The 26,464-nt window shown below is 62.4% G+C and carries 31 protein-coding genes and 2 pseudogenes; 3 read left to right on the top strand and 30 right to left on the bottom strand.

From position 1 onward, the window contains the following. Window positions 1–13 precede the first annotated feature (13 nt). The 17 genes and pseudogenes from FHR90_RS07590 to FHR90_RS07665 form a co-directional block, all read right to left on the bottom strand. Window positions 14–1,309, bottom strand: coding sequence for an arsenic transporter (locus FHR90_RS07590; RefSeq protein WP_018308119.1), 1,296 nt, complete (start codon window positions 1,307–1,309; stop codon window positions 14–16). Next, window positions 1,309–1,746, bottom strand: a complete 438-nt coding sequence (gene arsC / locus FHR90_RS17435; RefSeq protein ID WP_029604264.1) for an arsenate reductase (glutaredoxin) — start codon at window positions 1,744–1,746, stop codon at window positions 1,309–1,311. Before arsC ends, FHR90_RS07590 begins: the two co-directional genes overlap by 1 nt. Before the next feature lie 189 nt (window positions 1,747–1,935). Then, window positions 1,936–2,226 (bottom strand): annotated as a pseudogene (locus FHR90_RS17850) (arsenate reductase ArsC); the annotation flags it as partial. Between the two features lie 8 nt (window positions 2,227–2,234). After that, window positions 2,235–2,576: an ArsR/SmtB family transcription factor gene (locus tag FHR90_RS07600; RefSeq protein WP_018308121.1), complete on the bottom strand. Its 342-nt coding sequence runs from the start codon at window positions 2,574–2,576 to the stop codon at window positions 2,235–2,237. 242 nt (window positions 2,577–2,818) lie between these two features. Further along, complete coding sequence (locus FHR90_RS07605; RefSeq protein WP_029604265.1) at window positions 2,819–4,558, bottom strand: relaxase/mobilization nuclease domain-containing protein; 1,740 nt, start codon at window positions 4,556–4,558, stop codon at window positions 2,819–2,821. Between the two features lie 294 nt (window positions 4,559–4,852). After that, window positions 4,853–5,524 (bottom strand): annotated as a pseudogene (locus FHR90_RS07610) (lytic transglycosylase domain-containing protein). A 4-nt stretch (window positions 5,525–5,528) separates the two neighbouring features. Continuing rightward, window positions 5,529–5,867 (bottom strand): DUF736 domain-containing protein, encoded by a 339-nt coding sequence (locus FHR90_RS07615; protein ID WP_023979785.1) that lies wholly within the window; start codon window positions 5,865–5,867, stop codon window positions 5,529–5,531. A gap of 1 nt (window position 5,868) precedes the next feature. Then, window positions 5,869–6,426 (bottom strand): S26 family signal peptidase, encoded by a 558-nt coding sequence (locus tag FHR90_RS07620; RefSeq protein ID WP_023979784.1) that lies wholly within the window; start codon window positions 6,424–6,426, stop codon window positions 5,869–5,871. Next, on the bottom strand, window positions 6,423–6,923 hold the full coding sequence (locus FHR90_RS07625; protein ID WP_023979783.1) for a DUF2840 domain-containing protein: 501 nt from the start codon (window positions 6,921–6,923) through the stop codon (window positions 6,423–6,425). The genes FHR90_RS07620 and FHR90_RS07625 overlap by 4 nt, the downstream gene beginning before the upstream one ends. Further along, window positions 6,920–7,162 carry a ribbon-helix-helix protein gene (locus FHR90_RS07630; protein ID WP_018308123.1) on the bottom strand — a complete coding sequence of 81 codons (243 nt, stop codon included), beginning with the start codon at window positions 7,160–7,162 and terminating at the stop codon, window positions 6,920–6,922. Before FHR90_RS07630 ends, FHR90_RS07625 begins: the two co-directional genes overlap by 4 nt. Then, window positions 7,159–7,902 (bottom strand): DNA-methyltransferase, encoded by a 744-nt coding sequence (locus tag FHR90_RS07635; protein WP_018308124.1) that lies wholly within the window; start codon window positions 7,900–7,902, stop codon window positions 7,159–7,161. Before FHR90_RS07635 ends, FHR90_RS07630 begins: the two co-directional genes overlap by 4 nt. After that, window positions 7,899–8,537, bottom strand: a complete 639-nt coding sequence (gene parA, locus FHR90_RS07640; protein WP_018308125.1) for a ParA family partition ATPase — start codon at window positions 8,535–8,537, stop codon at window positions 7,899–7,901. Before parA ends, FHR90_RS07635 begins: the two co-directional genes overlap by 4 nt. Continuing rightward, complete coding sequence (locus tag FHR90_RS07645; RefSeq protein WP_018308126.1) at window positions 8,534–9,625, bottom strand: replication initiator protein A; 1,092 nt, start codon at window positions 9,623–9,625, stop codon at window positions 8,534–8,536. Before FHR90_RS07645 ends, parA begins: the two co-directional genes overlap by 4 nt. Further along, a complete protein-coding gene (locus FHR90_RS07650; RefSeq protein WP_010668883.1) occupies window positions 9,622–9,873 on the bottom strand; it encodes a helix-turn-helix transcriptional regulator in 252 nt (83 codons plus the stop codon). The genes FHR90_RS07645 and FHR90_RS07650 overlap by 4 nt, the downstream gene beginning before the upstream one ends. A 222-nt stretch (window positions 9,874–10,095) precedes the next feature. Further along, on the bottom strand, window positions 10,096–10,575 hold the full coding sequence (locus FHR90_RS07655) for a DUF2285 domain-containing protein (RefSeq protein ID WP_231867261.1): 480 nt from the start codon (window positions 10,573–10,575) through the stop codon (window positions 10,096–10,098). An 88-nt stretch (window positions 10,576–10,663) separates the two neighbouring features. Continuing rightward, complete coding sequence (locus FHR90_RS17230) at window positions 10,664–10,882, bottom strand: transcriptional regulator domain-containing protein (RefSeq protein ID WP_010518331.1); 219 nt, start codon at window positions 10,880–10,882, stop codon at window positions 10,664–10,666. Window positions 10,883–11,020: 138 nt separating this feature from the next. Continuing rightward, window positions 11,021–11,284 (bottom strand): DNA -binding domain-containing protein, encoded by a 264-nt coding sequence (locus tag FHR90_RS07665; protein ID WP_010518332.1) that lies wholly within the window; start codon window positions 11,282–11,284, stop codon window positions 11,021–11,023. Window positions 11,285–11,474: 190 nt separating this feature from the next. On the opposite strand from FHR90_RS07665, the gene FHR90_RS17855 reads away from it, so the two are divergent. Further along, a complete protein-coding gene (locus FHR90_RS17855) occupies window positions 11,475–11,705 on the top strand; it encodes a hypothetical protein (RefSeq protein ID WP_183275012.1) in 231 nt (76 codons plus the stop codon). Between the two features lie 174 nt (window positions 11,706–11,879). Here FHR90_RS17855 and FHR90_RS07675 read toward each other — a convergent pair whose 3' ends face one another. The 3 genes from FHR90_RS07675 to FHR90_RS07685 all read right to left on the bottom strand — a co-directional run bounded on the left by FHR90_RS07675 (window position 11,880) and on the right by FHR90_RS07685 (window position 13,736). Continuing rightward, the gene (locus FHR90_RS07675) at window positions 11,880–12,032 is read right to left on the bottom strand and encodes a hypothetical protein (protein WP_010518334.1); all 153 of its coding nucleotides are present in this window, start codon (window positions 12,030–12,032) and stop codon (window positions 11,880–11,882) included. 340 nt (window positions 12,033–12,372) lie between these two features. Further along, entirely contained in the window at window positions 12,373–12,699 is a 327-nt protein-coding gene (locus FHR90_RS07680; RefSeq protein ID WP_018308129.1) for a DUF736 domain-containing protein, read from the bottom strand. Between the two features lie 596 nt (window positions 12,700–13,295). Continuing rightward, window positions 13,296–13,736, bottom strand: coding sequence for a hypothetical protein (locus FHR90_RS07685; RefSeq protein ID WP_010517753.1), 441 nt, complete (start codon window positions 13,734–13,736; stop codon window positions 13,296–13,298). A gap of 267 nt (window positions 13,737–14,003) precedes the next feature. Here FHR90_RS07685 and FHR90_RS07690 point away from each other — a divergent pair, with 267 nt between their 5' ends. Continuing rightward, window positions 14,004–14,390, top strand: coding sequence for a type II toxin-antitoxin system RelE/ParE family toxin (locus tag FHR90_RS07690; RefSeq protein WP_010517758.1), 387 nt, complete (start codon window positions 14,004–14,006; stop codon window positions 14,388–14,390). Then, complete coding sequence (locus FHR90_RS07695; RefSeq protein ID WP_018308131.1) at window positions 14,368–14,697, top strand: helix-turn-helix domain-containing protein; 330 nt, start codon at window positions 14,368–14,370, stop codon at window positions 14,695–14,697. The genes FHR90_RS07690 and FHR90_RS07695 overlap by 23 nt, the downstream gene beginning before the upstream one ends. Before the next feature lie 30 nt (window positions 14,698–14,727). On the opposite strand, the gene FHR90_RS07700 is transcribed toward FHR90_RS07695, so the two are convergent. The 10 genes from FHR90_RS07700 to FHR90_RS07745 all read right to left on the bottom strand — a co-directional run bounded on the left by FHR90_RS07700 (window position 14,728) and on the right by FHR90_RS07745 (window position 26,439). Beyond that, entirely contained in the window at window positions 14,728–15,657 is a 930-nt protein-coding gene (locus FHR90_RS07700) for a DUF2493 domain-containing protein (RefSeq protein WP_010517762.1), read from the bottom strand. Between the two features lie 320 nt (window positions 15,658–15,977). Continuing rightward, window positions 15,978–17,024 (bottom strand): DUF7146 domain-containing protein, encoded by a 1,047-nt coding sequence (locus FHR90_RS07705; protein ID WP_010517764.1) that lies wholly within the window; start codon window positions 17,022–17,024, stop codon window positions 15,978–15,980. Then, window positions 17,011–17,451: a hypothetical protein gene (locus FHR90_RS07710; RefSeq protein WP_018308132.1), complete on the bottom strand. Its 441-nt coding sequence runs from the start codon at window positions 17,449–17,451 to the stop codon at window positions 17,011–17,013. Before FHR90_RS07710 ends, FHR90_RS07705 begins: the two co-directional genes overlap by 14 nt. Window positions 17,452–17,534: 83 nt before the next feature. Continuing rightward, window positions 17,535–18,719 carry a hypothetical protein gene (locus FHR90_RS07715; RefSeq protein ID WP_018308133.1) on the bottom strand — a complete coding sequence of 395 codons (1,185 nt, stop codon included), beginning with the start codon at window positions 18,717–18,719 and terminating at the stop codon, window positions 17,535–17,537. Between the two features lie 127 nt (window positions 18,720–18,846). Beyond that, window positions 18,847–19,209 carry a DUF6915 family protein gene (locus tag FHR90_RS07720; protein ID WP_010669161.1) on the bottom strand — a complete coding sequence of 121 codons (363 nt, stop codon included), beginning with the start codon at window positions 19,207–19,209 and terminating at the stop codon, window positions 18,847–18,849. Further along, a complete protein-coding gene (locus FHR90_RS07725) occupies window positions 19,199–19,696 on the bottom strand; it encodes a DUF6878 family protein (RefSeq protein ID WP_010669160.1) in 498 nt (165 codons plus the stop codon). Before FHR90_RS07725 ends, FHR90_RS07720 begins: the two co-directional genes overlap by 11 nt. Window positions 19,697–19,780: 84 nt before the next feature. Continuing rightward, entirely contained in the window at window positions 19,781–21,835 is a 2,055-nt protein-coding gene (locus FHR90_RS07730; RefSeq protein ID WP_018308134.1) for a ParB/RepB/Spo0J family partition protein, read from the bottom strand. A gap of 997 nt (window positions 21,836–22,832) precedes the next feature. Then, window positions 22,833–23,615: a hypothetical protein gene (locus FHR90_RS07735; protein WP_010668178.1), complete on the bottom strand. Its 783-nt coding sequence runs from the start codon at window positions 23,613–23,615 to the stop codon at window positions 22,833–22,835. Further along, a complete protein-coding gene (locus FHR90_RS07740; RefSeq protein ID WP_010668179.1) occupies window positions 23,612–24,340 on the bottom strand; it encodes a hypothetical protein in 729 nt (242 codons plus the stop codon). Before FHR90_RS07740 ends, FHR90_RS07735 begins: the two co-directional genes overlap by 4 nt. Continuing rightward, window positions 24,340–26,439 carry a 2Fe-2S iron-sulfur cluster-binding protein gene (locus tag FHR90_RS07745; protein WP_183275013.1) on the bottom strand — a complete coding sequence of 700 codons (2,100 nt, stop codon included), beginning with the start codon at window positions 26,437–26,439 and terminating at the stop codon, window positions 24,340–24,342. The genes FHR90_RS07740 and FHR90_RS07745 overlap by 1 nt, the downstream gene beginning before the upstream one ends. Between the last annotated feature and the right edge of the window lie 25 nt (window positions 26,440–26,464).

Genomic DNA, 26,464 nt, shown 5'->3' on the forward strand with positions numbered 1-26,464 from the left:
GTCCTTTCTTGTATTACGGGTGGCTGATCAGGGGCAGCCACAGGGCCAGCGCCGCGAGTGTTGCCAGCAGGACGGGCGGCGTAATCGCCAGTCCAACTTTCATATACTGCCCCCATGTGACCCGATGGTTCTTGGATGCCAGCACATGCAGCCACAGCAGTGTTGCGAGACTACCAATCGGCGTGAATTTTGGCCCGAGGTCGCAGCCGATGACGTTGGCATAGATCATCAGGTCGCGTGTCAGCGGCGTGATGTCGTGAGCCTGCTGGATCGCCAGCGCCCCGACCAGCACACTCGGCATATTGTTCATGATGGACGACAGAACAGCCGCCAGAAAGCCGGTGCCGATGGTGGCCGTGAACGTCCCTTGATGACCGAGCCAGACCAGTGCGGTCGCAAGGTAGTCAGTCAGCCCGGCATTGCGCAGCCCGTAGACCACCAGATACATGCCCAGGGAGAAGATCACGATCTGCCACGGGGCACCCCGCAGCACCTTGCGAACAGGGATCACCCGGCCATACCCGGCGACGAGCAACAGGGTTCCGGCGGCCAGGCAGGCTACGACACAGACCGGGATATGAAACGGCGCGGTCAGGAAATAGGCCGCCAGTACGAGGGCCAGTAGCGGAAATGCCGCCCGGAACACATGGGGGTCACGAATGGCCGTGGCAGGTGCGGGCAGTTCGGCGACGGGATAGGTCGCAGGCACCTGCCGCCGGTACCACAGCCACAAGACGGCCAGCGTTGCACCAAGTGCTACCAGATCGACAGGGACCATGATCGCGGCATAGCGATCGAACGCAATGCCAAAGAAATTGGCGCTGACGATGTTCACCAGGTTGGAGATGACGAGCGGCAGGCTGGTGGTATCCGCGACGAAGCCAGTGGCGATAATAAAGGCCAGCGCCGCAGCAGGACTGAGGCGAAGCTGCGTGAGGATGGCGATGACGATGGGCGTCAGCAGCAGGGCCGCGCCGTCATTGGCGAACACAGCCGCAATGGCCGCTCCCAGCACCACGATCAGCGGGAACAGCGTACGGCCTCGCCCTTTGCCCCAGCGCACGACGTGCAGGGCGGCCCAATGGAAGAATCCGGCCTCATCCAGCAACAGCGAGATGACGATCAGCGCGATGAAGGTGAAGGTCGCGTCCCAGACGATGTGCCACACGACAGGAATGTCGTGCCAGTGGATCACACCAGCCGCCAGGGCCACGGCGGCACCTGCCATTGCGCTCCAGCCGATACCCAGCCCCCGAGGCTGCCAGATGACAAAAACGAGCGTGACAACGAAAATCAGAAGCGCCAGCATCAGACGATCCGCTTGCCGGATTCATCGACGATCTTCTCGCCGTCTTCTTTGACGAAAGCGCCTCGCTGCGGGTTGGGCAGGATGTCCAGAACTGCCTCGGACGGACGGCAGAGTGCCGCACCCAGCGGGGTGACGACGATGGGCCGGTTGATCAGGATTGGATGCGCCATCATGGCGTCGATTAGGTCGTCATCGCTCAGGGCCGGATTATCGAGGCCAAGCTCATCATAGGGCGTGCCCTTGCGCCGCAGGAGATCGCGAACCGAGATCCCCATGCGCGTGATCAGACTGACCAGTTCGGCGCGCGATGGCGGTGTTTTGAGATATTCGATGATGGTTGGCTCGATCCCCGCATTTCGGATCAGGGCAAGCGTATTGCGCGATGTGCCGCAATTCGGGTTATGATAGATTGTGACGCCAGTTGGCTCGGTGCCAATGTCGCGCAATTTCGTCACCAAACTGGCAGTCTCAAGCTTGGCCAGCGGCAATGCGACAAGCAGGGAAATACGATTCTTCAGACCCTTGAACGCCGAGACGAACGCTCGCTCCCGGTCGGCATCGGTTCCCGAAACATTACTCGGATCGGGAATGCCCCAATGGGCCGTGATGGGTTTCCCCGGCCATACCGGACAGACTTCTCCAGCAGCGTCATCGCAGACGGTAAAAACGAAATCCATAACGGGAGCGTTCGCAACAGCAAACTCATCCCAGGGCTTGGAACGCAGTCCCTCGGTCGGGTAGTCGAAGCTCGCCAGCACTTTCAAGGCGAGAGGATTGACCTGCCCCTTGGGATGGCTACCGGCGGAGAAGACCCTGAAATGGCCAGCACCATCCTTGCGAAGGATGCTCTCGGCCAAAATCGAACGTGCGGAATTACCCGTACACAGAAACAACACATTGAAGACGCGATCGGTCATTGGGGGGTTCACTCGGATGGGCAGCAGGACGACAGTTCTGCAACCAGTGGCTCACAAAGTTCAGGGCTTTGCCCGCAGCAGTCCTTGACGAGAAACAGCATCAGTTCCCGCAGGCGCGGTAGGCAGGCACGATAGACAATCACACGGCTATGGCGCTGCGAGGTCAGCAGGCCGGCACGGGTCAGAGTGGCGAGGTGGGCCGAGATCGTGTTCTGCGGGACATCGAGATGCCGCGCGACGTCTCCGGCCGGCAGCCCGTTCGGTTCATGGCGCACCAGCAGGCGGAATATCTCCAACCGCGTGGATTGCGACAGTGCGCTCAGGGCCAACAGGGTCGATTCGGTATCCATATATCCTTACTCGTGGATATATAGAATATTGTCAATTCCCTTTCGCCCGATGGGCCGTTCCTGTCGCCGGATTGTGCAGTGTCATTGCCGATTTCCGATTGGCTGCTTTCCCGACATATTGGCCGTGTCGGTCGTTCATCATTCTCTATATCCACTGACGAACCGAGCGTCGGCAACTTCCTTTCCCTCGGCGGGTCTATCTTCAATCCAGGGGAATTTAACTGTCCTTATCGCCACGACGACTATAGCCCGAGCCCCCGGTTCCGGGTGAAGCTCCAGTCGATCCCGCCATCGTCGCGTGCGACGCCGGAGACGTGCTGGCCCCGCTGCTTCTCCAGCGACGGCGTCCATGGCACGAGCTGGAACTGGAGGCCGTCATCGATCATCGCATAGCGGCCGGAGGCCAGGGCCATGCGTTGCCGATACGTGCCGGTGACATACTCGCCCGATGCCGACTGACTGAACGTCCGGCCCGTCTCAGCGGCGAGCCGCTCTCCCACTTCGTGAAGCTCGCGGTCCCTGAGTTTCCCGATCAGGTTGCGCGCCAGGATCACCCCCTGCGTCCGGCGTTCGGCAAGACCCTGCTCAATCAGTTGCTCGGTCCGCCGCTCCATCGCCTCATGCACTTCGGCACCGAACCCCGCCTGCCCCAATGCAACAGGGTCGCGCGCCACTGCCTGCCGGTCGAGCCAGGTAGCCCCGCGCGCCGTCACCTGATCCTCGATCGACAGGTCGGAACGGACGGCCAGCGCCACGCGACGCTGCCCCTTCCTGTCATCGAAGGCGCGAAGCTCCACGACCGACCCCATGCTGCCATCACCGGTCGCGTCGAGATCGGGAAAACGGATATGATGCGTGCGGCCATCCACGCCGTCGATGACGGCGTAGGCCGTGCCTTTCAGCTCGTCGTCCAGCCCCCGATCGACCAGCCTGCCGACGACAGGAACGTCGAGGCTTTCACCCGCCAGGACGTAGCTCGATGTGCTCCGCTCGATCCCGCGCTCCGTCAGCGAGCGGTGGATACGCTTGATGATGTCGCCGCGCTCCCCGAACTCGCGGAGCGTCGCCTCGGCGGATTCATCCAGCATCCATTGTCCCTGACCGACCTGATGGGCGAGACCGAGCCCCTCCAGGTGGCGCAGGCGCCCGACCTTCAGGGCCTCGAACGGATCAGGCTGCCGATCCGGCGCTGGCGCCATGTCGATGATGCCGTTGCGGCCCGCATCGCGGGCGAGTTGCCGGTCGAGCTGGGTCCAGTGCTCGGCGCCGACCTGGCGTTCGAGGGCACGATGGATTTCGACGTCATTGCGTAGCCCGAGTTCCTGCGTCACCAGATCCTGGGCACGGGCGCGCAGGCCCTCCCGGATATAATCGCGGGAGATCACGAGGTCGCTGCCATCCTCGGCTACGCCCCGCACGAGGATGTGGACATGGGGATGCTGGGTGTTCCAGTGATCCACCCCCACCCAGTCCAGCTTCGTGCCGAGGTCTTTTTCCATCTGCCCGACCAGTTCGCGGGCATAGCCCTTGAGGTCGGCCATGTCGGGCGCGTCCTCGGGTGAGATGATGAAACGGAAATGGTGGCGATCATCCTCGCAGCGCTCGGCGAACGCCTTCGGGTCGGCATCGTCGATGCCAGGACCGAAGAGCCGCGCCTTCTCGCCGTCCTTCGTCACCCCTTCCCGGCGCAGGTAACGCAGATGGGCGGCGAGCGGCGCCTTGCGCCCGCTGTGGCGCACGACACGGGCCTTGACGGTCACGCGGCGGACACGGCTGGTCAGCAGACGATTGGCCCTGGCTGCTGCGACGCGGCCACGCCCGAAGGACGAGCGGGAACCGCCGCCGCTGCGGCCCGATCGGAAGCCACCGCCTCCGGCACGCTGGGCCGAGGCGAGGGCCTGGGCGACGAAGGGCTTGAGCCGCTGGGCGCGGGGCGAGCGGATGCGGCCCAGACGGGGCTGGAAATCATTCTCGCGGGCCATTGGCGCCCCCAATGTGCGAAAAAGACAGGTGCAACAAGGAAAAGTAGGGTCGGCAAACATTGGCGGAGAGGGAGAAACATTGTGTAGGAAAGGAAAAAACGCTGGAAAACCAACACCCCAACCGAGGCGCAATGTGCGCCCTTTTATCTCGCCTCTCCTTTGCCCAGACCCAGTGCGGTCCCTGATCCCTGCTACGATCCGTCATGAGAAACGCTGGACCACGCCGGACCACGATTATGCGCTGACCTGCGACCGGCTGCGAATGGGCGGTAAGGAGAGGCGGATTCGGCATGGTCATGGTGCCGACTCCCTGTCAGAAACCGTCACGAACAGGCCAGCGGAGTGCGGTGCAATAGGCAACAGATCGCGTGCGGTGATGTTGGCAGACGCATCGTTCGCGCGTGCGAAAAAGATCGGCGCGCGTCTCCAGGCCAGGGGATCGGGACGCGCCGCCGGAAGCGGTATTGCGTCACCGTTCTGGCCGAGAAGAGGCAGAAGACCGGCGACATAGGCGAGGGTTTCGGGCGGCAGCGGACGTTGCCGATCGCGGAAGTCCTCGTAGCGTCCCGGTCCGGCATTATAGGCTGCGAGAAACCCCGGTGATCCGTAGCGATCGTGCATCTCGCGCAGATACGCGGCACCCGCGAGAATGTTGTCATGCACATCGAATGGATCACTTCCCAGCCCATAGCGGACACGCAGGTCGGCTCAGGTCGCGGGCATGATCTGCATGAGGCCGAGCGCGCCTTTCGACGAAATCGCACTGGTATCACCGCCGCTTTCAGCACGCATCACCGCCCGTATCCAGGTGGTAGGAACGTCGAAACGGCGGACTGCCTCAGCGATTTGGGCAGCAAAAGAATCGGTGTCGGCGAGTGTCGAAACCGACGCCGCCCGTGTCTGGTCGGCAGCAGCTAATACGCCGATCGCGGTGATGCCGACAGCGAGGAAGAACGCGGGTCGCATCGTCTCAATCTCCTCTTTCGGCGCGCTTTGACGGGCGCGTCCAGTTCAGCACCCAGACCGCGCGGTCGTCGGCGGTGCGGAAGAGATTGGCCCGGATGGGCTGCGTGAAGGCGGGATCGTCGAGTGCTACGGCGACGTATTCACCGGCCCTCTCGCCGGTGCGTTTCCAGCCTGCGCCGACCTCCGGACCGTCGGCATCGGTGAGATGGATGCGATAATCCGGTGCATGTTCGGCGTCGGAAAAATCGGCCGGAATGAGGATAAGATCCTGCGTCACGGTAAGGGTGCGAATACGCCCGGCAAAGCCGGTTTTGGTGCGGGTGAAAAGACCGATCTGTGCCATCTTAGTGTCCTTTCGCGGATGGATTGGAGGATAAGGCGACGGCCTGGCCGCTCCCGGATGGAAGCCAGACCGGAGTGGCTCGGCCGATGACGGTGGAGAGGGGCAGCGCGCCAAAATATCGGCCATCGAGACTGCGTGGCTCGGCCGGATTCATGACGAAGACCTGGCCGGGATCGAGGTGTTGGCAACCCCGCCAGACGGGCAGCGGGCGACCACGATGATCGACGGATCGCGCGTCGCCAGCGAATTTTCCGTCGATGGTGATGCGTTGTCCGGTACGGCACACGAACTGCCCTGCGATGGCCGCTACAGGTTTGAGCAGGGGCACACCGAGAGGGAGGTAGCCGCGCGTCGCCAGCAGCATCGCCTCGCGCTCGGGCAGACGGACAGCGGCCAGATCGCCGACATGCGGCGCAGGGTCCGTGTGCAGCCGATAAAGCCCGACGGGCACGCTCGCCGTTTCGTTCCAGATCAGCCGGGGCATAGGATGCAGGGCCAGCGAAACGCCCACACCGAGCACCGCGAAATAGGTGGCGAAGAACCAGCCACGCCGGGTCATGACGTCACCTGCCGCCGCTTGAGCCAGGCTGCGTGCTGCTCGCGCGTGTAGCTGCGGGGCTCATGTCCGGCAGTGATGCGATGGTGGAGATGCCGCCAGTAATCGGGCGCGGCATCCGCCGGGTCGATGCCCAGCGCGTCAACAGCGTCGATCGCCCGAAGCACGCGCTCGACCCTCGGCCAGCTATCGACACGCAGGAGGATTTCGCCACCGGGACGCACAAATGGCAGAGTCTGGAATGGACTTCCTGCTTCCACCGCCCGCACGATGTCCACGCGGGAGACCGTGGCTCCCAGATCGTTCGACGCCCAGCGGACGAAGGCGAAGATGCTGCCCGGCGCGAAACTGGAAATGCGGCGGCGACCATCAAGGATCTGTTCGTCAACGCGGTGGCCGAAGCGCAACCAGTGCTCGATACGCTTCTCGATCCAGGTCAGTTCGACATGGGTCAGCGACGCCGCGCGGCGATGCGGCGGCGTAGAAAATCGTCCGTTCATGGCACGTCTCCGGGATTGTCAGGGAACTCACGGGCGAGCAGCGCGCGCAGCATGTCGGCGACGGTCATGCCGCGCTGGAACGCCGCGACCTTGATGCGGGCGCGCAGCGCCGGCGTGACGTCGATGGTCAGCCGGGCGGTGAAGTGGTTGGCAGCCGCAGGCTTGTCCGGCGCCTTGACCCAGCGTTCCGGGTCGGCGGGGCGCGACGCGAAGCCGGGTAGCGTGCGACGCTCTGTCATGGCGATATTCCCTCGCCGAGCGGCAGCACGGACGCGATACGGTCGCGCGCTTTCTGCGCCATGACAGGATCGATCTCGCAGCCGACATAGCGCCGACCGGCGAGCCGACAGGCGACGCCAGCAGCCCCCGAGCCGGCGAACCAGTCGCCCACCAGGCCACCCGGTGGGCAGCTCGTGCGGATCAGGATCTCCAGCAACGCCACCGGCTTCTCGGTCGGGTGGATGGCCCGGCCATGCGTATTACGGACCGGAATCACGGAGCGCATCAGGCGCGGGCCACCGTCCTCGCTGACGTAACGACCGGCATCGATCCGACCCATGTGGGGCGGCCGGTGTTTCCGTCGTACCGTGCGTGCCCGTGCGTCGGACGTGGTCGGAACCACGTTGTAGACGGCGCGCCAGGGCGTATCGTCGCGATAGAACTGGACGATCAGTTCATGCACGCGCCGGAACCGATCGGCATGGAAGCTGGAACCGTTCTGCTTCTCCCAGACCAGTTCCTGGGCATATTTCCAGCCCGCATTCCGAAATGCCGCGTTGGATGCAAGGAAACTCCGCAGGGAGCCGAAAACCCAGAGCGAGCCGCTGGGTTTCAGGGCAGCGAGCGCCTTGCCGGGCCAATCCGCTATGCGCCGGTCCCATGCGAGCGACGTATCGCCATAGGGGGGATCGACCAGGATCATGTCGTAGGGGCCGTGCCAGGGCATCAGGAGCGCGCTGTCGCCGGTCAGCAGGGTCATGACACCAGCCCCCCAATCTCGGCTGTCAGTGCGGCGATTTCGCGGGCGGCAATCCCCTGCGGGCGCAAGTCGCAGACCAAGCGGCCGGTGCGCGCCATGTCGGCGAACGCGACCCGCTGGCCGATCCGCGCTGCCAGCGCCGCCGGCTCATGCCCCACCAGCGCCAGCCGGGTTTCGCGGGCGATCACCGTGCGCGCGGCGCAGCGGTTCAGCACGAAACGGGCCAGCAGACCGGGACGGAAGAGCCGCGCTTCCGCCAGCAGCCGCAGCATTTCGGCCGAGGCCCAGCCGTCGAACGGCGAAGGCTGCACCGGGATCAGCACCAGATCGGCCGCCAGCAGGGCGGAGCGCAGCAGCGCCGCCACCCGAGGCGGACCGTCGATGACGACGTGATCCACCCCCTGAGCCAGTTCCGGCGCCTCGTGATGCAGCGTGTCGCGCGCCAGGCCGATCACGCCGAACAGGCGGGGCAGTCCCTCCCGTGCGCGCTGCGCCGACCAGTCCAGCGCCGAGCCCTGCGGGTCGGCATCGATGACCGTCACGCGCCGGCCTTCCCGAGCCCATTGGCCCGCGAGATGCAGCGCCAGCGTCGTCTTGCCGACGCCGCCCTTCTGGTTGAGGAGGGCCACGATCATGGCCCGTCTCCGCGTGCTTTTGGGCCGGAAACGGAGGGACCAGGGCCGTTATCCGCAAGGCGGCCCGCCCCATCAACATAAGAGTTAGATTCTAAGTTAGATAAGTTAAGGGCCGGAATCGCCGTTTCAGGCCAAAGACTTAGCTGCGATTCGTGCGTGCGAAGTCCCGATAGTCCTGCGTGTGATGTCCCGATAAGGGTTGCGTGTGAAATCCCGATACCATTCACATGGTTATCCACAGGAATTGTGGATAAGTCGGCCGGTAGGATGCGGAGCAATTCGCGCGCGCCGTCGCGCTCGATGCCCAGGCGATAGCCGGGCAACGACTGGCGGGCGGCGATATGCCGGATCTGGATGGCGAAATCCGAGACACGCACCAGGCTGCCGGATTTCGCATGCAGATGGGCGATCTCGAAGGTCCAGCCCGCACGCTGGCGGCCAGCATGCTTGCGGGCGATGCGATAGAGCCAGCGTTCGATGCCGCCGGTGAGGCGGAAATAGGCCGGGTCGATGGCAAGCACGAGCGAGCGGTCGATCACGCCGCGATAGAACCATTCGGGAATGACGATCTCGACACCAGCGGCGCGGCCCGTCTGGCTGGCACAGATCTCCCATTCGGTGATCCAGGAGAACTGCTGACGGCGCCAGTTCTGGCCGTTGCGGATCGTAGTGGCGACCACGGTGGACTGGAGCCGGGTCAGTGCCGCCTTGAGTAGCCCATAATCCCGCGCTCCCGTCTGACGCCCGATACTGCTCAGAAGCTGATAGGGCGTGAAGCGCAGGAAGCGCGATGTCGTAAGACCAAGATTTTCCGCCTCGACGATCTGGCTGGCGGCCCAGATCAGCACATCGGCGTCCCAGATCGTCGCCATGCCATGGTCGGGCATGCCGAAGACTTCGACACGGACGTCACCGGCTTCATAGAAGATCGGCACCGTGCGCTTTGTCTTCGCGAGCGAGAAGAACGGTCGCTCCATCAGGTCGCGCTGATCGCGCGGGCTGGCATCCCCGCCGGAGACCACGAACGGGTCGAGCCTGTTGCGTTCGCTTGCGCGCCTGGAACGCGGAATACCCGGCGCGGCATTCATCGTGGGTCATGCCCGGCGGCACGCGCCGCGTCATAATTCGGGTCGGAGGTGGATTTGCACGCACCGGCGGCTGCCCATACGTCGAGGTCATCGATCAGATAGACGACGCGACCACCAAGCTTGCGGAACGTCGGTCCTGTACCGTGGCAGCGATATTTTTCCAGTGTGCGCGGCGAAAGTCCGAGAATTTGCGCAGCCTCATGGGTGCGCAGATAGCGCGCCGGTGAGGGCGTGGGTCTGTTGAGCATGATATGCCTCCGTCCGGTTTTGAAGCGTCGCGGCGAAGTCGCGGCGGATCGGGATGACGGTGGCGAAGAAAGCAGGCGTTGGGGGTGGACGAAGATTTTTCAGACTCAGTGTCCACCTTCGGCGGACCATGACGCGCGCAAGAGTTACCGTGCGCAGCCGGGCGCAGGCCAGCGTCGAAAAAATGGAGGGAAACAGCGCAGGAGAGCGAAAAACGGCTGATGCTATTTGCCGTGTAAGAAATCCAGGTAACCGCCGTTTACCCGGTTCTCTGCGTCCTGAATCAGGCGATCCGCAAAGCGCCGCGCCGCAGTGTTCTTCCACTCGATGGAAGGTAAAATCGCCTGCCATGAACGGCCGGCGGCTATGGCGACCTCACGTGGGCCGCCACCAATTTCCTGAATGTCGAAGGCGATCAGAAGCTGAATCTGCCGCGCACGCTGGAGCGGCGTGAGCTGGAGCGCGCGTGGAAGCAGGGCAACGCGGCTGCCACGCAGATGCCGGAAAAAGCGCAACGCCACGTCGAGACGAAGCTCGCCGGCAGCGTCCAGCGGCAGCAGCACGGCGGGGCGTTGCAAGGCCGAAGGGTCCAGAAGCCGAAGAAAGAGATCGCCAACCGCGTCGCCGATCGTAAGCCACCCGCCATCCGCATCGTCGTGACGGGCCAGGATATTCCCCAGCATGGCGGGTTCGATCGGGGTCACCGTCGCGAAACCCGAGGGTGCCGGCGTGAGAATCAGCGTGGCCGGGGAGACCTCGGGCCTCCAGACCATGCGGCCGCGGCGGGCGGGTTCATCGGGAGCATGGACAAAAGCCCAACCCCCAGCGTTCGGCGAACGCCGCGCGCTCTGCGGCGGCGTCCGTTGCCCGGCGGGCGATGCGTCGTTGCAGGCGGGCATACTCGCGACGGTACGTCGCGTTGCGGCGCAGGAACTCGACGGCGAAACCGGAACGGTCCAGAGTGCTGATACGGTCGCGTATTTCCTGTGAACGCCAGAAGGATGTCGGCATGGTGACCTCCCTGTCTGGCCCCTCATACGGCAAGGGGGCAGCCTCAATTAGCCGGATCGGAACCGCGAGCGCATAGACCCTGATTTTCTATTGGGGAGAGTGCCGTGGGGGACCAGCGCGTGGGCCGGCGAAGCCCGGCTATTGCAGGCGCGGCTCCAGCAAATGCCGGTAGCCGGCTTTGGTCATCCAGCGCGCCCGTGCAAGATGGTTGTCGTAAACAGCCCTGGCGCGCACGGGTTCACAGACAGGATCGATTTTGAACAGCACCGCAACGACTTCGCGCCAGTCGGCACCTTCCTCGTCGGCGATCAGGAGGCGGAGATAAAGGTCGAGATGCTGCTCGTCATAGGCGTTCACACGCGCCGTCAGAGGCGGGTGATCCTGGAAGGATGGGTGGGTCATGACGATCCCTCGTGATAGCGCTGTTGGATCGGTTCGATAACAAATTCGTGGAATGACGACCGTTCGACGGTTCCGCGCTGACGCAAAAAACAACGCGGGGCCGAGTGGGAAGGCTGCGCGGCCAGGCCGATCAGGACGGCGCGCGTCTGCGACGGCCCGCATCCTGTCGCGTCTGTGGATCGGAAGTCTCGTGAAGAAACATGACACCACGCCCTTGCCCGGACTCGATGAACAGGATGCCCGCTGCTTCCAGCGCGCGGCGGACCTGGTCGATCGTGCCCTCATGGACACCAAGGCCACGCTCGGATTCAAGGCGCTTGAGCGCGGTCAATGCTACGAGGGCTTTTTCAGCGAGCCGTTCCTGTGTCCAGTTCAGGAGTGCCCGTGCCGCCCTTACCTGTCGGCCAGTGATCATCCATGATCACATCCGACATGCAGGGCATGCACACCAGAAATACGACTATAATAGTCGTATAATGGAGATTCAATATCGTTCTTTCAGTTGGATAGTGAGGAAACACCGGCGTCCTGCTTCTGATAGGACCGTCAGTGGGGTCCGCCGTCGGTACGGGCGACCAGACGAAAAGACCCCCGCTTACGCGGAGGCCTCCCCGTCGTGGCATTTTGCTGCGAATTGCGCGCATACCTGGTTCAGTTCACGCTCGATTTTGGCCCGCTCACGACGGCTGAGGTGAAAGCTGGTCAGTTCGGCGCGCAGCATCTGGATCTGGTCGTGTAGCGTGGTCATCGTCCTGCTCCTTTCGTTTTTCGAAGACAGGCCGTCGCCTCATGCGCGCGTGAATCGGGTCAAGGATCGCCGCAGGCGACCGCCCCAGCGGCGCGCGGGGGAGCCGATTTTGTCTGGTGTGCCCGTAGGGTGCGCCGGGCAAAATTGGGGGGACCGCGCGTCCTTGAGGCGGTTCACGCCGGGCATGGTACAATGGGAAGGCTGAGGGAAGCCCTGTTCCCCTTTCTTGCCCACACATTGGCAGATTGGGCGCGGCGCGACTGGTGCGCCCACCCGCCGGTTCGCGATCGGTCATGCGAAGGCCCCACCCGGACCGGCCGGGCGGGGGATCGCTGGCACCTCAGTCGCCGTTGCGGCGGCCGTTGGGGCGGGACCAGATCAGGCTGTAGCCCTCGCCGTCCTCGTCATCGAAGAGGTTGGCGAAGATCGGGGCGTTGAAGCTCGGATCGTCGAGCTTGAGGCTCAGATAGTCGCGCCCCTCGTTGGAGCGCCGGGACCAGGCCGCTCCGATCTCGACCCGGCCGACGAAGACGCGGTGGCTGGGGGCATTTTCGTTCAGGCGCGTGGTCTCGGGGGCGATGCGGACGTTGGGGGTCTGGAGCGAGAGGGTGACGATCTCGCCGTTATATCCGTTGCCGACTTTCTTGAAGGTGCCGATGGTAGCCATGATACTGCTCCGTGATCTCTGTTACCGAGCCCGCACCATTGCGGCCTCGATGGCGATCGGACAGACGGAGGCGAGCGGCGGCGCATCCCGTAGGGACCGAAGCGCAGCGGAGGACGGCGGGACGGAATTTTCTTGTTTCGCGAGGAATGACGGCGCAGCCGTCAGGGGAAGAAAATTATGGACCGCTGTTGCGCCATGGCCGATCGAGGCGCAGCCGACCTTCGGCTAGATCAGCCATCTTGAGAGGCGGCATGCGTGCGCGGCCCGACAGAGCACACATCACGGAGACTATGGCCACCCGCGCCCCACGCAAGTGTCGGCCAGGAAGGGGAAGGCATCGTCATGCCCTGCTTCCGACCCTGCACACGCCCCGTTCCGGGACTGCGTTTCGCACGGACACGCCCTGCCTTCCGGGATTCCACCGGCCGATGCTGACAGGAAGCGCTGGACGTCCACGCTCCAGGGAAAGAGCACCTTCAGCCAATATGCTGCAATCAGGGCCTCATCGATCGCTCCTGCCATACCCTCCTGACAGCGAGGCGGCCAGATGCGAAAGCCCCCGATCCTGTCCTGCCTCGCCGGTTGCCAGAGCGGTGTCAGACCCGCGCGATATTGCCGCCGGACGGTCCGGGTGGGGCCACGGTTGTAAAGCGGATGAAAGCGGTGACGCCCACCGCGATCGCGCCGATGATGGAGAAAAAGAGCTGCCACGCCGGAGACGGCATCAGCATCTGGGCGATCCCATGTGTCGTGCTGTAGCCCATGATAATGGCGGGCACCGTATAGAGCAGGACGATCAGCAGCTTGAGCCACATCCACGGCACCAAGGCGAAGGCGACCTGGCCAATAACGAAGGTTGCAGCGCCCGCGACGAAACCGACGATGATCCCGCCGACAACACCAGCACCCGCACCATACGCCCAGAACCCGGCCATCAGACCCATGGCGCAGGGCAGGGCGAAGACTGCCACGGTAAAGAACAACCAGCACAGGAAGCCAATGCCGGCGACGAGCAGGAAGGGAGCAAGGATGAACATGGCGGCGGTCTCCGTGCAACCGACAATGTCGGACGGTCGCGCCTGCCACCACCACCACGGCGCAACCCGCATTATAGCGCAGATGATACGGTGACCGGAACGAAAATCCGCGCGGCTTACGTCCCGCCGGTGACGATATCATCGAAATCTATCGCTGGTATGCGGACGTTGCGGTCAATCAGGTCGAGCGTTATTGCCTTCCCCCGTGATCCGGTGGCGTTGCGAAGAACCTTGCGATCCATAGCACCTGGTGCTACATAGGAGGTCATGACCAATGCCGAGCCATCCCAGCGGGCATTCAAGACCGCCTGGTTCGCCAGGGCGGCCCGGAAAGCTCGCATCAAAGACGATGAACTCTGCAAAGCGATCCGGGAGGTCATGAAGGGTCAGGCCGTCGATCTGGGTGGTGGTGTCTTCAAGAAGCGCCTGAACAAGAACCTGCATCGCAGCATTATTCTTGCGAAAGGCGGTCGATACTGGATCTACGCCTATCTGTTCGCGAAGAAGGACCGGGACAATATCGATAGCGATGAACTGGAAGACTTCCGGACCCTCGCCAAAGCCTATGCCGTGCTGACCGGGGAACAGGTCGAACGGCTTTTGAAGGATCGAGACCTGACGGAGATATGCCATGGCGATGAAGAGAAAAAATAGCTTCCGGAGCGACATTTCCGAGGCCATTCATTCCGGGGCGGTAATGCTGCACAAGGTCGGCGCGCTCGACAAGGCGACGATGCGTGATTTTGACACGCGCCATCTGGTGGTGCCCCCTGCGATCGAGCCGATCGAGATCAAGCGTCTCCGCGAGGCGAACAATGTCAGCCAGCCGGTCTTCGCGCGGTATCTGAACACGAGCGAAAGCACGGTCGAGAAGTGGGAGAGCGGCGCCAAACGGCCGAGCGGGATGGCGCTCAAGCTGTTGAGCGTCATTCAGAAGCACGGTCTTGAGGTTCTTGCCTGAGACGCTGGCTTGCGGGGAAGGAGAGAGCGCTCACGCGCCGCCTCCGAACCGCAGGACCGGGATACCGAGCCGCTTTGCCTTGTCGGCCAGATTTTCCTGGATGCCTGAACCGGGGAAGACGATGACGCCGATCGGCATAGTGTCGAGCAGCGCATCGTTACGACGGAAGGGCGCCGCCTTGGCATGCCTGGTCCAGTCCGGCTTGAAGGCGATCTGCACGATATCGCGGTGATCGGCCCAACGTGAGGCAATGAACTCAGCACCTTTGGGCGAGCCACCGTGGAGCAGCACCATGTCGGGATGCTTGGCCCGCACCTTATCCAGCCGGTCCCAGATCAGGATATGGTCGTCGAAGTCCAGGCCCCCGGTCACGACCACCTTGGGGCCGGGCGGGACCAGCAACTCGCCCTCGGCGCGGCGTCGGGCGTTGAGGAAATCGCGGCTGTCGATCATGGAGGCCGTCATGGTGCGACGTGACACCAGCGAGCCGGCCTTCGGACGCCACGCGCTCAGGGTCAGGCGCTCGAACTGCTCCTGCGCCTCGTCGCGGAAGATCTCGTAGGCGTTGCGGCGCTCGATCAGGGTCAGCCCTTCGGCGATCAGCCGCTCCAGTTCCACCGAGCGGATCTCGCTGCCATCCTGTTCCTGCTGGCTCCGTTTCTGCGCCTGCTCGTTGCGGTCAAGCTCACGCTCAACCTGGCCGACCATGCGGTGGAAGATGTTCACGGTGGACCAGAGCAATGCTTCGAGATCGGCTTCCAGCCGTGTGTCGGTCAGCGTCGCAGCGATGGCGTCGAAGATGTCGGCCACAGCACCCCCGATGCGCTGCGCTTCGGGTAGCGGCCTGGGGTCCGGCTCGTCCGCGAAGGGACGGTAGCCATACATCTGGAGTTCGGTCAGCACATGCGCGGTGGATGAAGCGGCGTGCGGCGGTTCGAAATCGTCGGTCATGCGGGTCATGAGGCTGTCCTCCCAGGTCTCCGGCTGCGCCCTTCGCGGCCTTTCCGGGGGCGGACAGCGGCAGACCAGGGACGGGCCGGAACCGCGCGCTGGCGCGCGGCCGCAGCACAGCGAAGGATGGCAGGGGGCCGGCTATTTTGCCTCGCGATGTAAAGCGCCCCCACAGGGCGCGACGGAAAATAGCCGGCTCACGCCATTGAAGGCCCGGCCCGGCTGACGCCCGCTCCCCACTTGAAAGGCCGGGGCGCGGACCTGCCGGACGGGAGGCAGGACAGGCCCGCCGACAGAAGACGGCCCCCCCACTCCTCTTTCCGGCCCGCTCAGGTATCGGCGGCCTCCAGAAAGCGTGCCACGTCCGCTGGCGCGAGTTGCGGATGCAGGATCGCCCGCAGCGCGCCGCGTCCCAGCGCACGGAGATCATCATTGAAATCGCCCAGCCGTGGCGACAGGCCGATCAGTTCGATCCCGGCGTCACCCGCGCGGGCGTGCAGCGTCGCCAGCGCCTGATCCCCGGCCGGATCGTCGTCGCGCAGGACGTAGAGACGGCGTAGCAGCGGCGGAAAGATCAGGGCAGCGAGATGTGCCGAAGACAGGCAGGCGGCCAATGGCAGATCGGGCAGAACCTGCCGCAGCGAAAGCACCGTCTCGATGCCTTCCCCGGCGGCGAGCACGTCGGATGCCACCCCGAAGCGCACGGCATGACCGAGCAGCCCGCCCAAGGCACGGCGCGGATGGTCGACCGGTGCCTTGCCACGGCCGTCCGCCGCCAGCCAGGTGCGATGCACACCGGTCAGAGTGCCGTCGAGGTCGGTGACAGCGGCGATCATGGCGGGCCAGGTCTCGGTCAGACCGTCCTCGTCCGGGCGGTAAAAGCAACGCGGATGGAAGCGCAGGGCTTCGGTTCCGTGCAAAAGCGTAATGTCGCGTCTACGGAGATACGCGTCTACGGATGTGCCTATGATCGGCCCGGACATGGCCCAGAGCCGTCGTGCCGCTTCGGAAGAACTGGCGGAAGCACGCTCACGGGCAGGTCGGTCCTGTGACGGCGGCACTGGGTCAGGATGCGGCAGGCTGAGGAAGGCGCGTGCCTCGTCGGCCACGTCGCGGAAATCCACCAGGCCGAGGCTTTCGCGGATCACGTCGAGCAGGTCGCCATGCTCACCCGACTGAGCGTCCGTCCATTTTCCCGCCCTGCCGTTGGCGGTGTCGTGGAGCCGGACGAACAGCGACCGGCCGGGCGTATTGCGCACGTCACCGACCAGCCAGTAATTGCCGTGACGGCGACCGGCGGACAGATACTGCCGGCACACCGCCTCCGCGTTCTCCGCCAGCCGACGGGCGAGATCGCCTGCATCATGCAAGGTCATCGCCCTGCCCTCCTGTGTCGGGATTGCCTCCGTCCAGGGCGATCGCCAGCCAGCGATCGGTGGTCATCCATGAAATCGTTTTGCGCCTGCCAAGGTCAAGCAGATGCGCACCGCCGCTGAAGGCGCCGATCCGGGGACGTGAACAGCTATTGGCCCACTGAAACCCCCATCGGCCCCGAAGCCGGAAGGCCCGCGCACAGCGTAGCACGAATTCCACGACCTGATGCGGATCGCCAGTCACCTCATCGCGCATCCAAAGCTTGGTGCCACCATATTCCGGTTCTACAGAAAGCCGGAACCCATCAGATGGCGGGTCTTCCGCCGCCAGTTCGTCCATGAATTCATTGTAGAGATCGAGCGCCTTGGCAGCGTTTTCCACCGTACCCACATCGAGAACGCACGAGAAATGCGTGAAGAAATCAGCCATCGGAATGACTCCCGAAACGAAAAAGCCCGGCGCAGTGGCCGGGCTCGTAAAAACGTCTTTACGGAAAGACAGAAAAGCGGCTTTCAGGAAGCACGCTCCATCAGCCTGCGGGCCTTCTCTTCCAGATCCAGCCGCGTGTCCTGGTTGGCCTTTGTCCGCGCCAGCGCCGTAATCCCCTGCACGAAATCGAACACACTCTCGGGCTTGCGGCCTTCCTCGTGCAGCACGGTTTCGATGATCTTTGCGGTTTCCGGTTTCGAGAACCCGCGACGACGCAGGAAACTTTCGCGGTCTTCATCTGTTTTCGCGACCAGCGCCCGACGCGAGGCCTGAATGCCGGAGACGAACGAGGCCGGGCTGGCAGTGGCGAAATTCCGTAGTGCTGGTGTCGCCTGATGCACGAAGCGCGAGGCCGCGAACTTACTATGCCGGATGGTGATCTGTTCGAAATTTTCCACGCCCCACAACATCCTGTTTTGACACACCCCGCGCAGATAGAATGACGCAATGCCTAGGCTCTTGCTGCCGACTTCCGAATTCCAGGCGTAGAAACCCCGGAAATAGAGATCGGGATCGCCATTGGGCAGGCGTCCGGCCTCGATGGGATGCGTATCATCCACGAGGAACAGGAACACGTCCCTGTCTGACGCATACAGCGTCGTAGTTTCCTTGGTGATATCGACGTAGGGATTATGGGTCATGGTGGCCCAGTCGATGACGCCCGGCACCTTCCAGTTGGTATCGCCTGTGCCGTCACCCGCGATCTTGCGCACCGCCCCGACCAATTCGTGATCCCAGATGCGGCCATAATCCGGACCGGTCACGGCGCGCAGTTCTACCCGTCCGTCTTCGGTCTCCAGCGTTTTCACCAGTTCGGCGCGGTGCGACAGCAGCCCGTGCTGGAGATTGATCGCCGCCAGCGGTGCCGGCAGGTCGCGCAGATAGGAGGACGGCGCGCTGACCAGGCTGCACATCTGGCCGAAGGACCAATGCGTCGGCGCGATCGGCTCATGCTGTCCTGGCACGGTCAGGGTCAGACGCTCGACATTGTCGCGCGAGGCCTCGACGCGGATGGCGCGGCTTTCCACCGTGCGGGCTGTGGCCCGGTCTGCCCGCGCCAGCGTGGCAGCATGCAGGTCGGACAGCGACAGATAGCGTTCGTCATCGGGGCGCGAGAACCATTCGGACGATACGCGGGCGCTGCGTTCGCCACGGGAGGGATCAATCCGGAAGCCCGTGCGGGCGGAAGACAGAATGGAAGCGGACATGGGGACTCTCCTCTCTTGCCGGATATTCGGCATCAGAGGCGAAGCCGCCCTCTCACTCCTTCCCGGCCGGACCGGCACGAAAAAAGCGGCTTCCGGATAACGGAAGCCGCTTTCTCGAAATCCCGCATCAGCTCATACTGTGCGGTGTTTCATGCTCTACATCGAGAGGCCTGGCGCGTCCCATCCATGGACAGGGTCGGATTTCCTTCACCCAGTCCGCAAAGCTCGGGATAAACCCGAAATCTTCCCGGACGTGCTGTTCGCCGATCAGCCGGGTCGGCACTGCCCGCCCGGTCGAAAGCGTGAGTGTGACACCGAACAGTTTTTCGGCAAGGAAGATGCCTTCCGCATGGTGTCGCAGCGCCCGGTGCCGGAAGTCCGCCGTGATCAGTTTCGATTCATCGAACCATGTATGCAACGGCAGGTAATCCTCTACCGTACCGCCCCATTTCCGCACAGAGGAGAGGGCATGATGATAACTATGCGCCATGGTGCCCTTCCTCCGTCCATTCATGGCCGTAGTTTTCGACGGCGGTGTAACGCTCGTTATACTCCAGGGCGATGGACCGTCCCGCGACGTCAAAGGTAAACTCGCCATACGCACCATCATTGTTTTCCCAACCACCGTGCGCTTCGGAAAGCAGGTCGTAGCAGACGTTCTCAATGACATCCTTGACGCTGCAATCATCAGTTTTCGACGTGGCACATTGCCAGTCGACAGAGATGTAAGGCATGCAGTTTTCCAGAACCGTATTATCGGTTTCCGGAGTGACCGCCATATCTTCGATCTGGCCGCTATCTCCGCAACCATCGAAGGTGACCACCGCTGTTTCGATCCCAGCAGCATCAAGGCAATCAAACAGTGCTTTGCGATTGACTGCTCCAAATTCCTGTTGCCGTTTCCGATAGGCCTCATAATGCTCGGAAAAGGCGGTGAAGGTATCGGCCCGTTCAGGCGTATTTCCTGGATTGGTCATGTCCTGTTTCTCCTGGATCAGCAGGACGGCCCTGACCGAAGCCAGGGCCGGTTAGGTTCGGAGTCATGAATTACGAGGCGCCCGTCATTCGGCCGCGATATTCGTGGCGGTTTCGATGGGGATAACAGCGACCTGTTTCTGATGACCGTCGGTCAAACCAGCAGTTCGCAATGCTTCGGGCAGCCAGCCGGAGCCGTCCAGCAACTGCTCGGCCTCACTGGCCATGTCCATTTTCTTGAGATGCGCAATGCGGGCCGCTGCCTCATCGCCGCGTGCTTCGCGTACGGCTTCGAGGATACGCGCCTTGGTGACACGGCCGAGATAGTTCTCCACCGTCGGCTGCCATCCCGCTTCGGCCGGATTGAGTTGGAGCACTGTCGCCAGCCGGCCGGCTCGCGCCAGGCGCTCCCTGACGCTACGTGCCAGAGACGGACCATGGGACGATTCATGCAGCGCGTTGACGCCAAAAGACAGGCAATGCGCCAGTAGGGCCAGGCGACTGGTATCATCCAACCCGTCGAGCCACTGCCAGAGTGCATCCTCGTCATCGGGAAGATCATGCTTCCAGCCCTCGTTGCGCTGGCGAAGTTCATGAGCGGGAACACTGCCCGGCATGTCTGGCGAATGCACCCGCAGCGGGATTTCCCGGACATAGGCTTCCAGGCAATCCGCGCCCGACACCTGCCAGTAGAGATCGCGCACCAGCGTGTGGAGCAGTTCGGTCAACGCGATGTGCGGATTGCCGGCGAACGCGTCACGCAGGGCCAGCGTGCGCCAGGCCGTCAACTCTGTCAGCAGGCGGTCGGGCAGCGGCTTCAGCCCATCTTCCTCTTCGGGCTCGGTGCCGGGGGCGCCTTCCGTCCCAGTTCCTTCGACGTCATCACCCGCGCCGTGATGGACGACCGCGTCATCATCACCCTCGGGTGTATCCGGGCCGTCCTCGGGCTCCGCCGGCACATCTTCAGGGCGGACGAAGCCCCGTTCGACCAGCAGCGTGGCATCAGTATCCAGGCTGATAAAGGCCCCTGCCCGGACCACCTCCGCCGGATCGAAGGACACAGGGCGTTCTTCCAGCGCCTCAATAGCCTGTTCGATCTCCCCCAGCCGGGTATCGACGTCGTCGGGGAACTCATCGGCCTGTGCGTATTCCGCCTCGATGGCTTCCTGCTCGCTGTGCAGAGCGGTTAGACGGGCGGCTTCTTCTTCCGAGAGCACAACCGGCGAGCCTTCAATCCTCGCGAAGCCCCGCGTGTGTCCCCACGGGAAGGACAGCGCCGTCTCGACCCACTTCCAGCCTTCGGCGCGGATGTCATCGGCCGCCCCAGCCAATTTGTCCATCACCAGCCGGTCGAGGAGGGTCGGATCCTGCAGCCAGCCGCCGTCATCGGCCTCGAACAGGTCACGCATGACATGGCCACCGGCAGCGAGATAGGCATCCAGCCCGACGAAGCGCACGCGGCGATCCGATGCGCGCACGGTTTTTTCCGTCAGCATGCGGCGGATCAGATAGGGCTCGCGGTTATGGCTCTGGGCGATAATCTCCCAGACCTGCTCCTGACGGGCATGGTCATCACTGATGGAAAACGCCATGAGCTGATCGAGCTTCATGCCGTCCTGCTCGTAAATCTCGAGCAGTTTGTCGGACACGGTCATCAGGCGCAGGCGCTGTTTGACCACGGTGGGCACGACGAAGAACGCGGCGGCGATCTCGTCCTCGGACATGCCCTTCTCCAGCATGTCCCGAAAGGCACGAAACTGGTCCAGCGGATGCAGCGCCACGCGCTGCACGTTCTCGGCCAGGGAATCATCCTCGGCGAGAATGGCCGATCCGGCCTCGCGCACGACACAGGGCACCGGGGCAGTCTTGGCCAGTTTCTTCTGCTTGACCAGCAGTTCGAGCGCGCGGAAGCGACGGCCGCCAGCCGGCACCTCGTAGGAACCTGTCTCCGTCCCATCATCGTTCAGAACAGGGCGTACGTTGAGGCTCTGGAGCAGCCCGCGACGTTCGATGTCGCGGGCCAGTTCCTCGATCGACAGGCCGGCCTTCACACGCCGCACATTGGACTGCGACAGCACCAGTTTGTTGAAAGGGATATCACGGGACGCATTGAGAGCGATTTTCTGGATGGCGCTCGCCATGGCGGAACACTCCGTGACGGACGGGCGGAAGCCTCTCTCCCACCCCTGAATCCGTCATGAAATCACTCCCACCCTCTGACTTTTCATGAAAAACCCGAGGCCGATTAAGTCGCTAACCGTCCTCTTGTCGGTCGTCCAGCCTGTGTTATCTGCTCCCCGAAACTGGACATGTGTACTCGCAGTATACATCACAAAAGATGCGATGTCCGATCTGTATCCGAGTCAGAACACCAACATGAACCGCACCGTCGACAGAATATGTTAGACCACCCGTAATCCACAGAAAAAGCTACCGAATGTCTCAAACAAAAACGACGCCTCACCATTCGGCGCTTCTGACTCAAGCCGGATCGCGACATCATGACACCTATTAATTATATAATGATATACACAAACGATGTTTCACAACATAATAAACGGCGTATTCAGGGCAATCTTGTGCAGTCCAGCGATGCATCGTGATGTTCGCCCCACCCCTTTTGCCGGGAAGTGGCACACCTTCTGGCATTTAAATCCGCCAGACAGTTCTTGAACTCAGCCGTTCCCGGAGTATGCCCCATGCTCCGGCAACTTTGTTCGTCCTCAGTGAGTCGACGATCTGTCGTCGTGCCACATGCAGAAAGCAAAGCGATCAAAGAGATACACGTCGTTATTTTAAACGAATTCCTCAAGTATGCGATCATAACGTTCCTCCGCCATCATCAATGGTAAGCATATAGTAAAGCCTGAACCCTTCTAGGAGTGTCCTAATAATTATAGATTTTTTTGAAGAAATGTCAATTTTTCTATCTAGCCGTAACCTGGAAATAACCCTATTCGGGCCAGAGTAAGCCAACTGCTTTCTTCAAAGGTTTACGACGTGCGAAATAATCATACGTAACGTTCGATATATTTTCTGATTTACAATATCTTTTTTGGGCAATGTCGCCGCTTCTAGTGATTTCATCATCACACACGCGCGTTAAATGGCGATATTCTGACGCAAATTTCGTAAGATTTAATGGTGCTTATACCATCCATACCCTCGAATATTGTTCCATGCATCGGTGGTATGGCAGGCATAGCAATGCTCCACCGGGGCATCCTGATGCGCGACGTGCTGCGAAATCATTTTGAAATGCATCATGTAATGGCTGGGCGGCGCCTTGTGACAGGCGTTGCAATCCGTCGATATCTGATCGGCGGGATGTTCGAACGCGGCGATCAGCCATGTCTTGGTGGAGTGACAACTCGCGCAATCAGGACCAAAGCGGGCGCGATGAGGATCCACGTTGGAGTGACAGCTTGCGCAATTCAGATGGAGAACGGCATCACGGTCAAGTCGATGATCAGTCGGAATAGCCGCAGCGCTTCCCGGAATCGGCGACGCTCCAACCAGCCCGGCCGAGCGAAGTTGCGCAACGGTGTCTGACCAGAAATCCGCCCTCGTCAATGCACTATGATCCATCACGGTCATATGTGGCCGCTCACCGTGCTCCACATGACAGGACGTACATTGCGTCGCCGCGACATGAAACCGGGTGGATTGCTTGTCGGCGAACGACGCCAGAGAATGACAGGTCACGCAGTTATTGGTCACCACACCTGTGAAAGGCCTGTGACATGTCTCGCACTGGCCCGCGATAAACTGGTGCGCTTTCGAGATCGGTCCGGGATTCACCAACCCTTCCCAACCAGGAACTGCGTTACTGCCGGAACGATGCACGGCAAGGGGCACAACCAGTCCGACGATCAGAGCCGCAAGCGCAAAGACCGTATAGAGTATGACAGCGGGCTTCATAGCCACCTCAGCCCGTAATACAGGCCTGACCAGATATGCAGAATCAGCAGAAAATAGAGGATGACCACAAGGATGACGTGAATCTTGCGCCAACGCCCGAACAGTGCGTTCGCCACCCTCTCCGACCTGACCGCATACTCAACATCGGCCAGCGCCGAGGCAATCGTGGCCTCGCGATCCGATGTACCCCGCGTACCGGGATAGGCCGAGGTCAGAAAAAGGCGCTGGACGATATTATGGGGCACATCCGGCGTCTCGGGCATCAGATGCGCCACCCCGGCATCTGCCAGAGACGTGCGCAGTTGGGCCAGTTCCTGGGTGCGACCGCGCAATCCGCGCCCGATCTGGATCAACATGTAGCGCCCGACATAGCCACTAATAGCGAGGACGAGCATGATGCCGGTTAGCGAGATCCCCATCGGGCTATCGAATTTATGGGCGGCGTGGATCAGGCCCAAAATGGGTGCAAGGACGCCAGCATAGATATGCACCGACAGAAGGGTTCGGCTCTCGACACGCGGCGCGAAATAACGATGCACGACGGGAATGCGTTTGCCCGCTACGTAAATCAGCGGCACCAGCATCAGGATGGCGGCGCAAATGCCAATCAGGCTGCCAGCCAGACTCCCAGGAAAGCGTGGCGCGACATGCACCAGAAAGCCCAGCGGGAACAGCACCAGCAGGACGACCAGGGCGCCGACAATGATTTCGCTGCGCTCCTGCATCACGCCTCCACGACCAGCGGACCACCCGTGGTCTTCGCCTGACAGGCCAGGATGAAACCCTTGGCCTTGTCAGCCGGATCGAGCCCATCCTCGACCGCCATCGTCACCTCACCTTGCTGCAGGTGAGTCGTACACATGCCGCAGATACCGGATCGACAGGAGGATGGAATATTGACACCTGCCGCATCAGCCGCGTCGAGAACCGTTTCATCCAGTTGCAACGGAGCCGATTTCCCTGAAGTGGAAAACGTAATGGTCGTTGCGGCAGGCGTAACGGCCGGGGATGAGGGGGCCGCCACAGGCCCGACCGCAGGTTCGGCCTTCATCGCGGCTGGTCCGAATGCCTCGCTATGAACATTGGCTTCCGGCACAGCGAGATCCGTCAATAACGCTCTCATGCTTGCCATCATCCCGGGTGGGCCGCAGACATGGATACGCCGGTTTGTGAGATCTGGCACCGATTGCTGAAGCAGTTCCTTCGTGATGCGCCCTTCCGGCCCCGACCACTCTGTCCCCGGCGACCGCCGCATGGTGGCAATAACGTGCAGTTTGTCATTGCGACGTTCCAGCCACTCGATTTCCTGGCGAAACACATAGTCGATGCTGGCATGAGCGGAATAGACGAAGTAGATCTCGCCAGGCCAGACGATATCGGTCAGGTATCTCAGGACCGCCATCATCGGTGTGATGCCTACGCCGCCGGACAGCAGGACGATCGAGTCTGCCTCGTCACCCGTAAAGGTGAACATACCCGATGGACCCGCGATCTTTAAAAGATCACCCTCTTTGACCGTGTCGTGCAGGTAGCGCGAGACCAACCCATGTTCCTCGCGTTTGATCGTTAGTTCGAGATGTTCGACCTGCCCCGGCGACGATGCGATCGTATAGGACCGGCTCGCGGGCTTGCCAGACGTCGGCTCGATGGTGAGTTGCACGAACTGGCCGGGTTTGAAGTCAAAGGGAATCCGCCCCCCATCGGCCGGAACTAGATAGAACGTCACGATCGCCGGTGTCTCCCGAATGATCCGGGCCACTTTCAGACCGCCACGCCAGAGGCCGTGTCGAGGTGCGCCGACGATCGGAGTGGCCGTTCCACCGCCTGGTCCCGGTACAGGGGGAGGCGGCGGAACAGGAGGTGTTGGACCGCCGCCGGTCGACGATGGTGGCGTGGGCGGGACCGTTGGTTTCGGTGCGAATGCCGTGGTGGTCCTGAGAATCTCTTGCACGCGATGCAACCGCAGGACCTGCAAGATCAGCAGAGCGATCGATACCAGGATCAGGATCGTCATGAACACCAGGTGGGCCGGCGTCAATCCGAAAAACAGGCCGTTCTGCTGGCTCGCCGCGACTGTCGGCAGACCCATCTGTGCCGTGAACCAGTTGAATGCCACCATTTGAGGATTCACGAGGCCGGTCGCGGCCGCGCGCGCGGCCATTCCGCTATCGAGCAACGCAACGCCTTCATGGAGATGCTGGCTGGATCGACGCATCGTCTCCCACGACAGGGACTGAGCGGCATCGACCGATGCGGCGCCGACTTCGCGAAGACCGTCCTGAAGCCTCTGTGCCGCAATATCGGCCAGCATCTGACGTTCGGCGTCGGTCAGCTTCGGATGCGTCATCATGAAAGTATAAAGCGGCGTGCGACCGCGCGCTCCGCAACAACCCGCGTCGGCCTTGTCTGCTCCGGGAACCGCACTCAATGCCTGCCCAGCCTGAGGCAGCATGCGGCTCATCATATCGCCCTGCACCGCCGGCCCGGATGGTGGCGCACCGGGGTTCCCCGCCGCGCCCATGCCAGGGTGATGGCTTGCATGCTCGTCACCACCCATCGACATCATGCCGTCCATGTCGGACATACTTGAGTCGGGTCGAGCGGTGGTCGTCTCCATTCCGCCGGACGACTCGGCGCCATGACCGGCATCCCGGGGCGCTGCCATCGGCCCATCGTCTTCCGGCTGATCCCGCCGCAGCGCCAGCGAAGGTGGCGGGCTGCCTGTCGTAGGCCCCGTCATAGTGCCGCTGGACATGGCCGGAACGGCGGGAGACTCACCCGGTGCCTGAGCGAATCCCTCGGACATGCTGACGAGCAGCGTCATGATCACGACACTCACGCTCAAAAAG

The sequence above is a fragment of the Endobacter medicaginis genome (assembly GCF_014192375.1).
Lineage (GTDB): Bacteria > Pseudomonadota > Alphaproteobacteria > Acetobacterales > Acetobacteraceae > Endobacter > Endobacter medicaginis.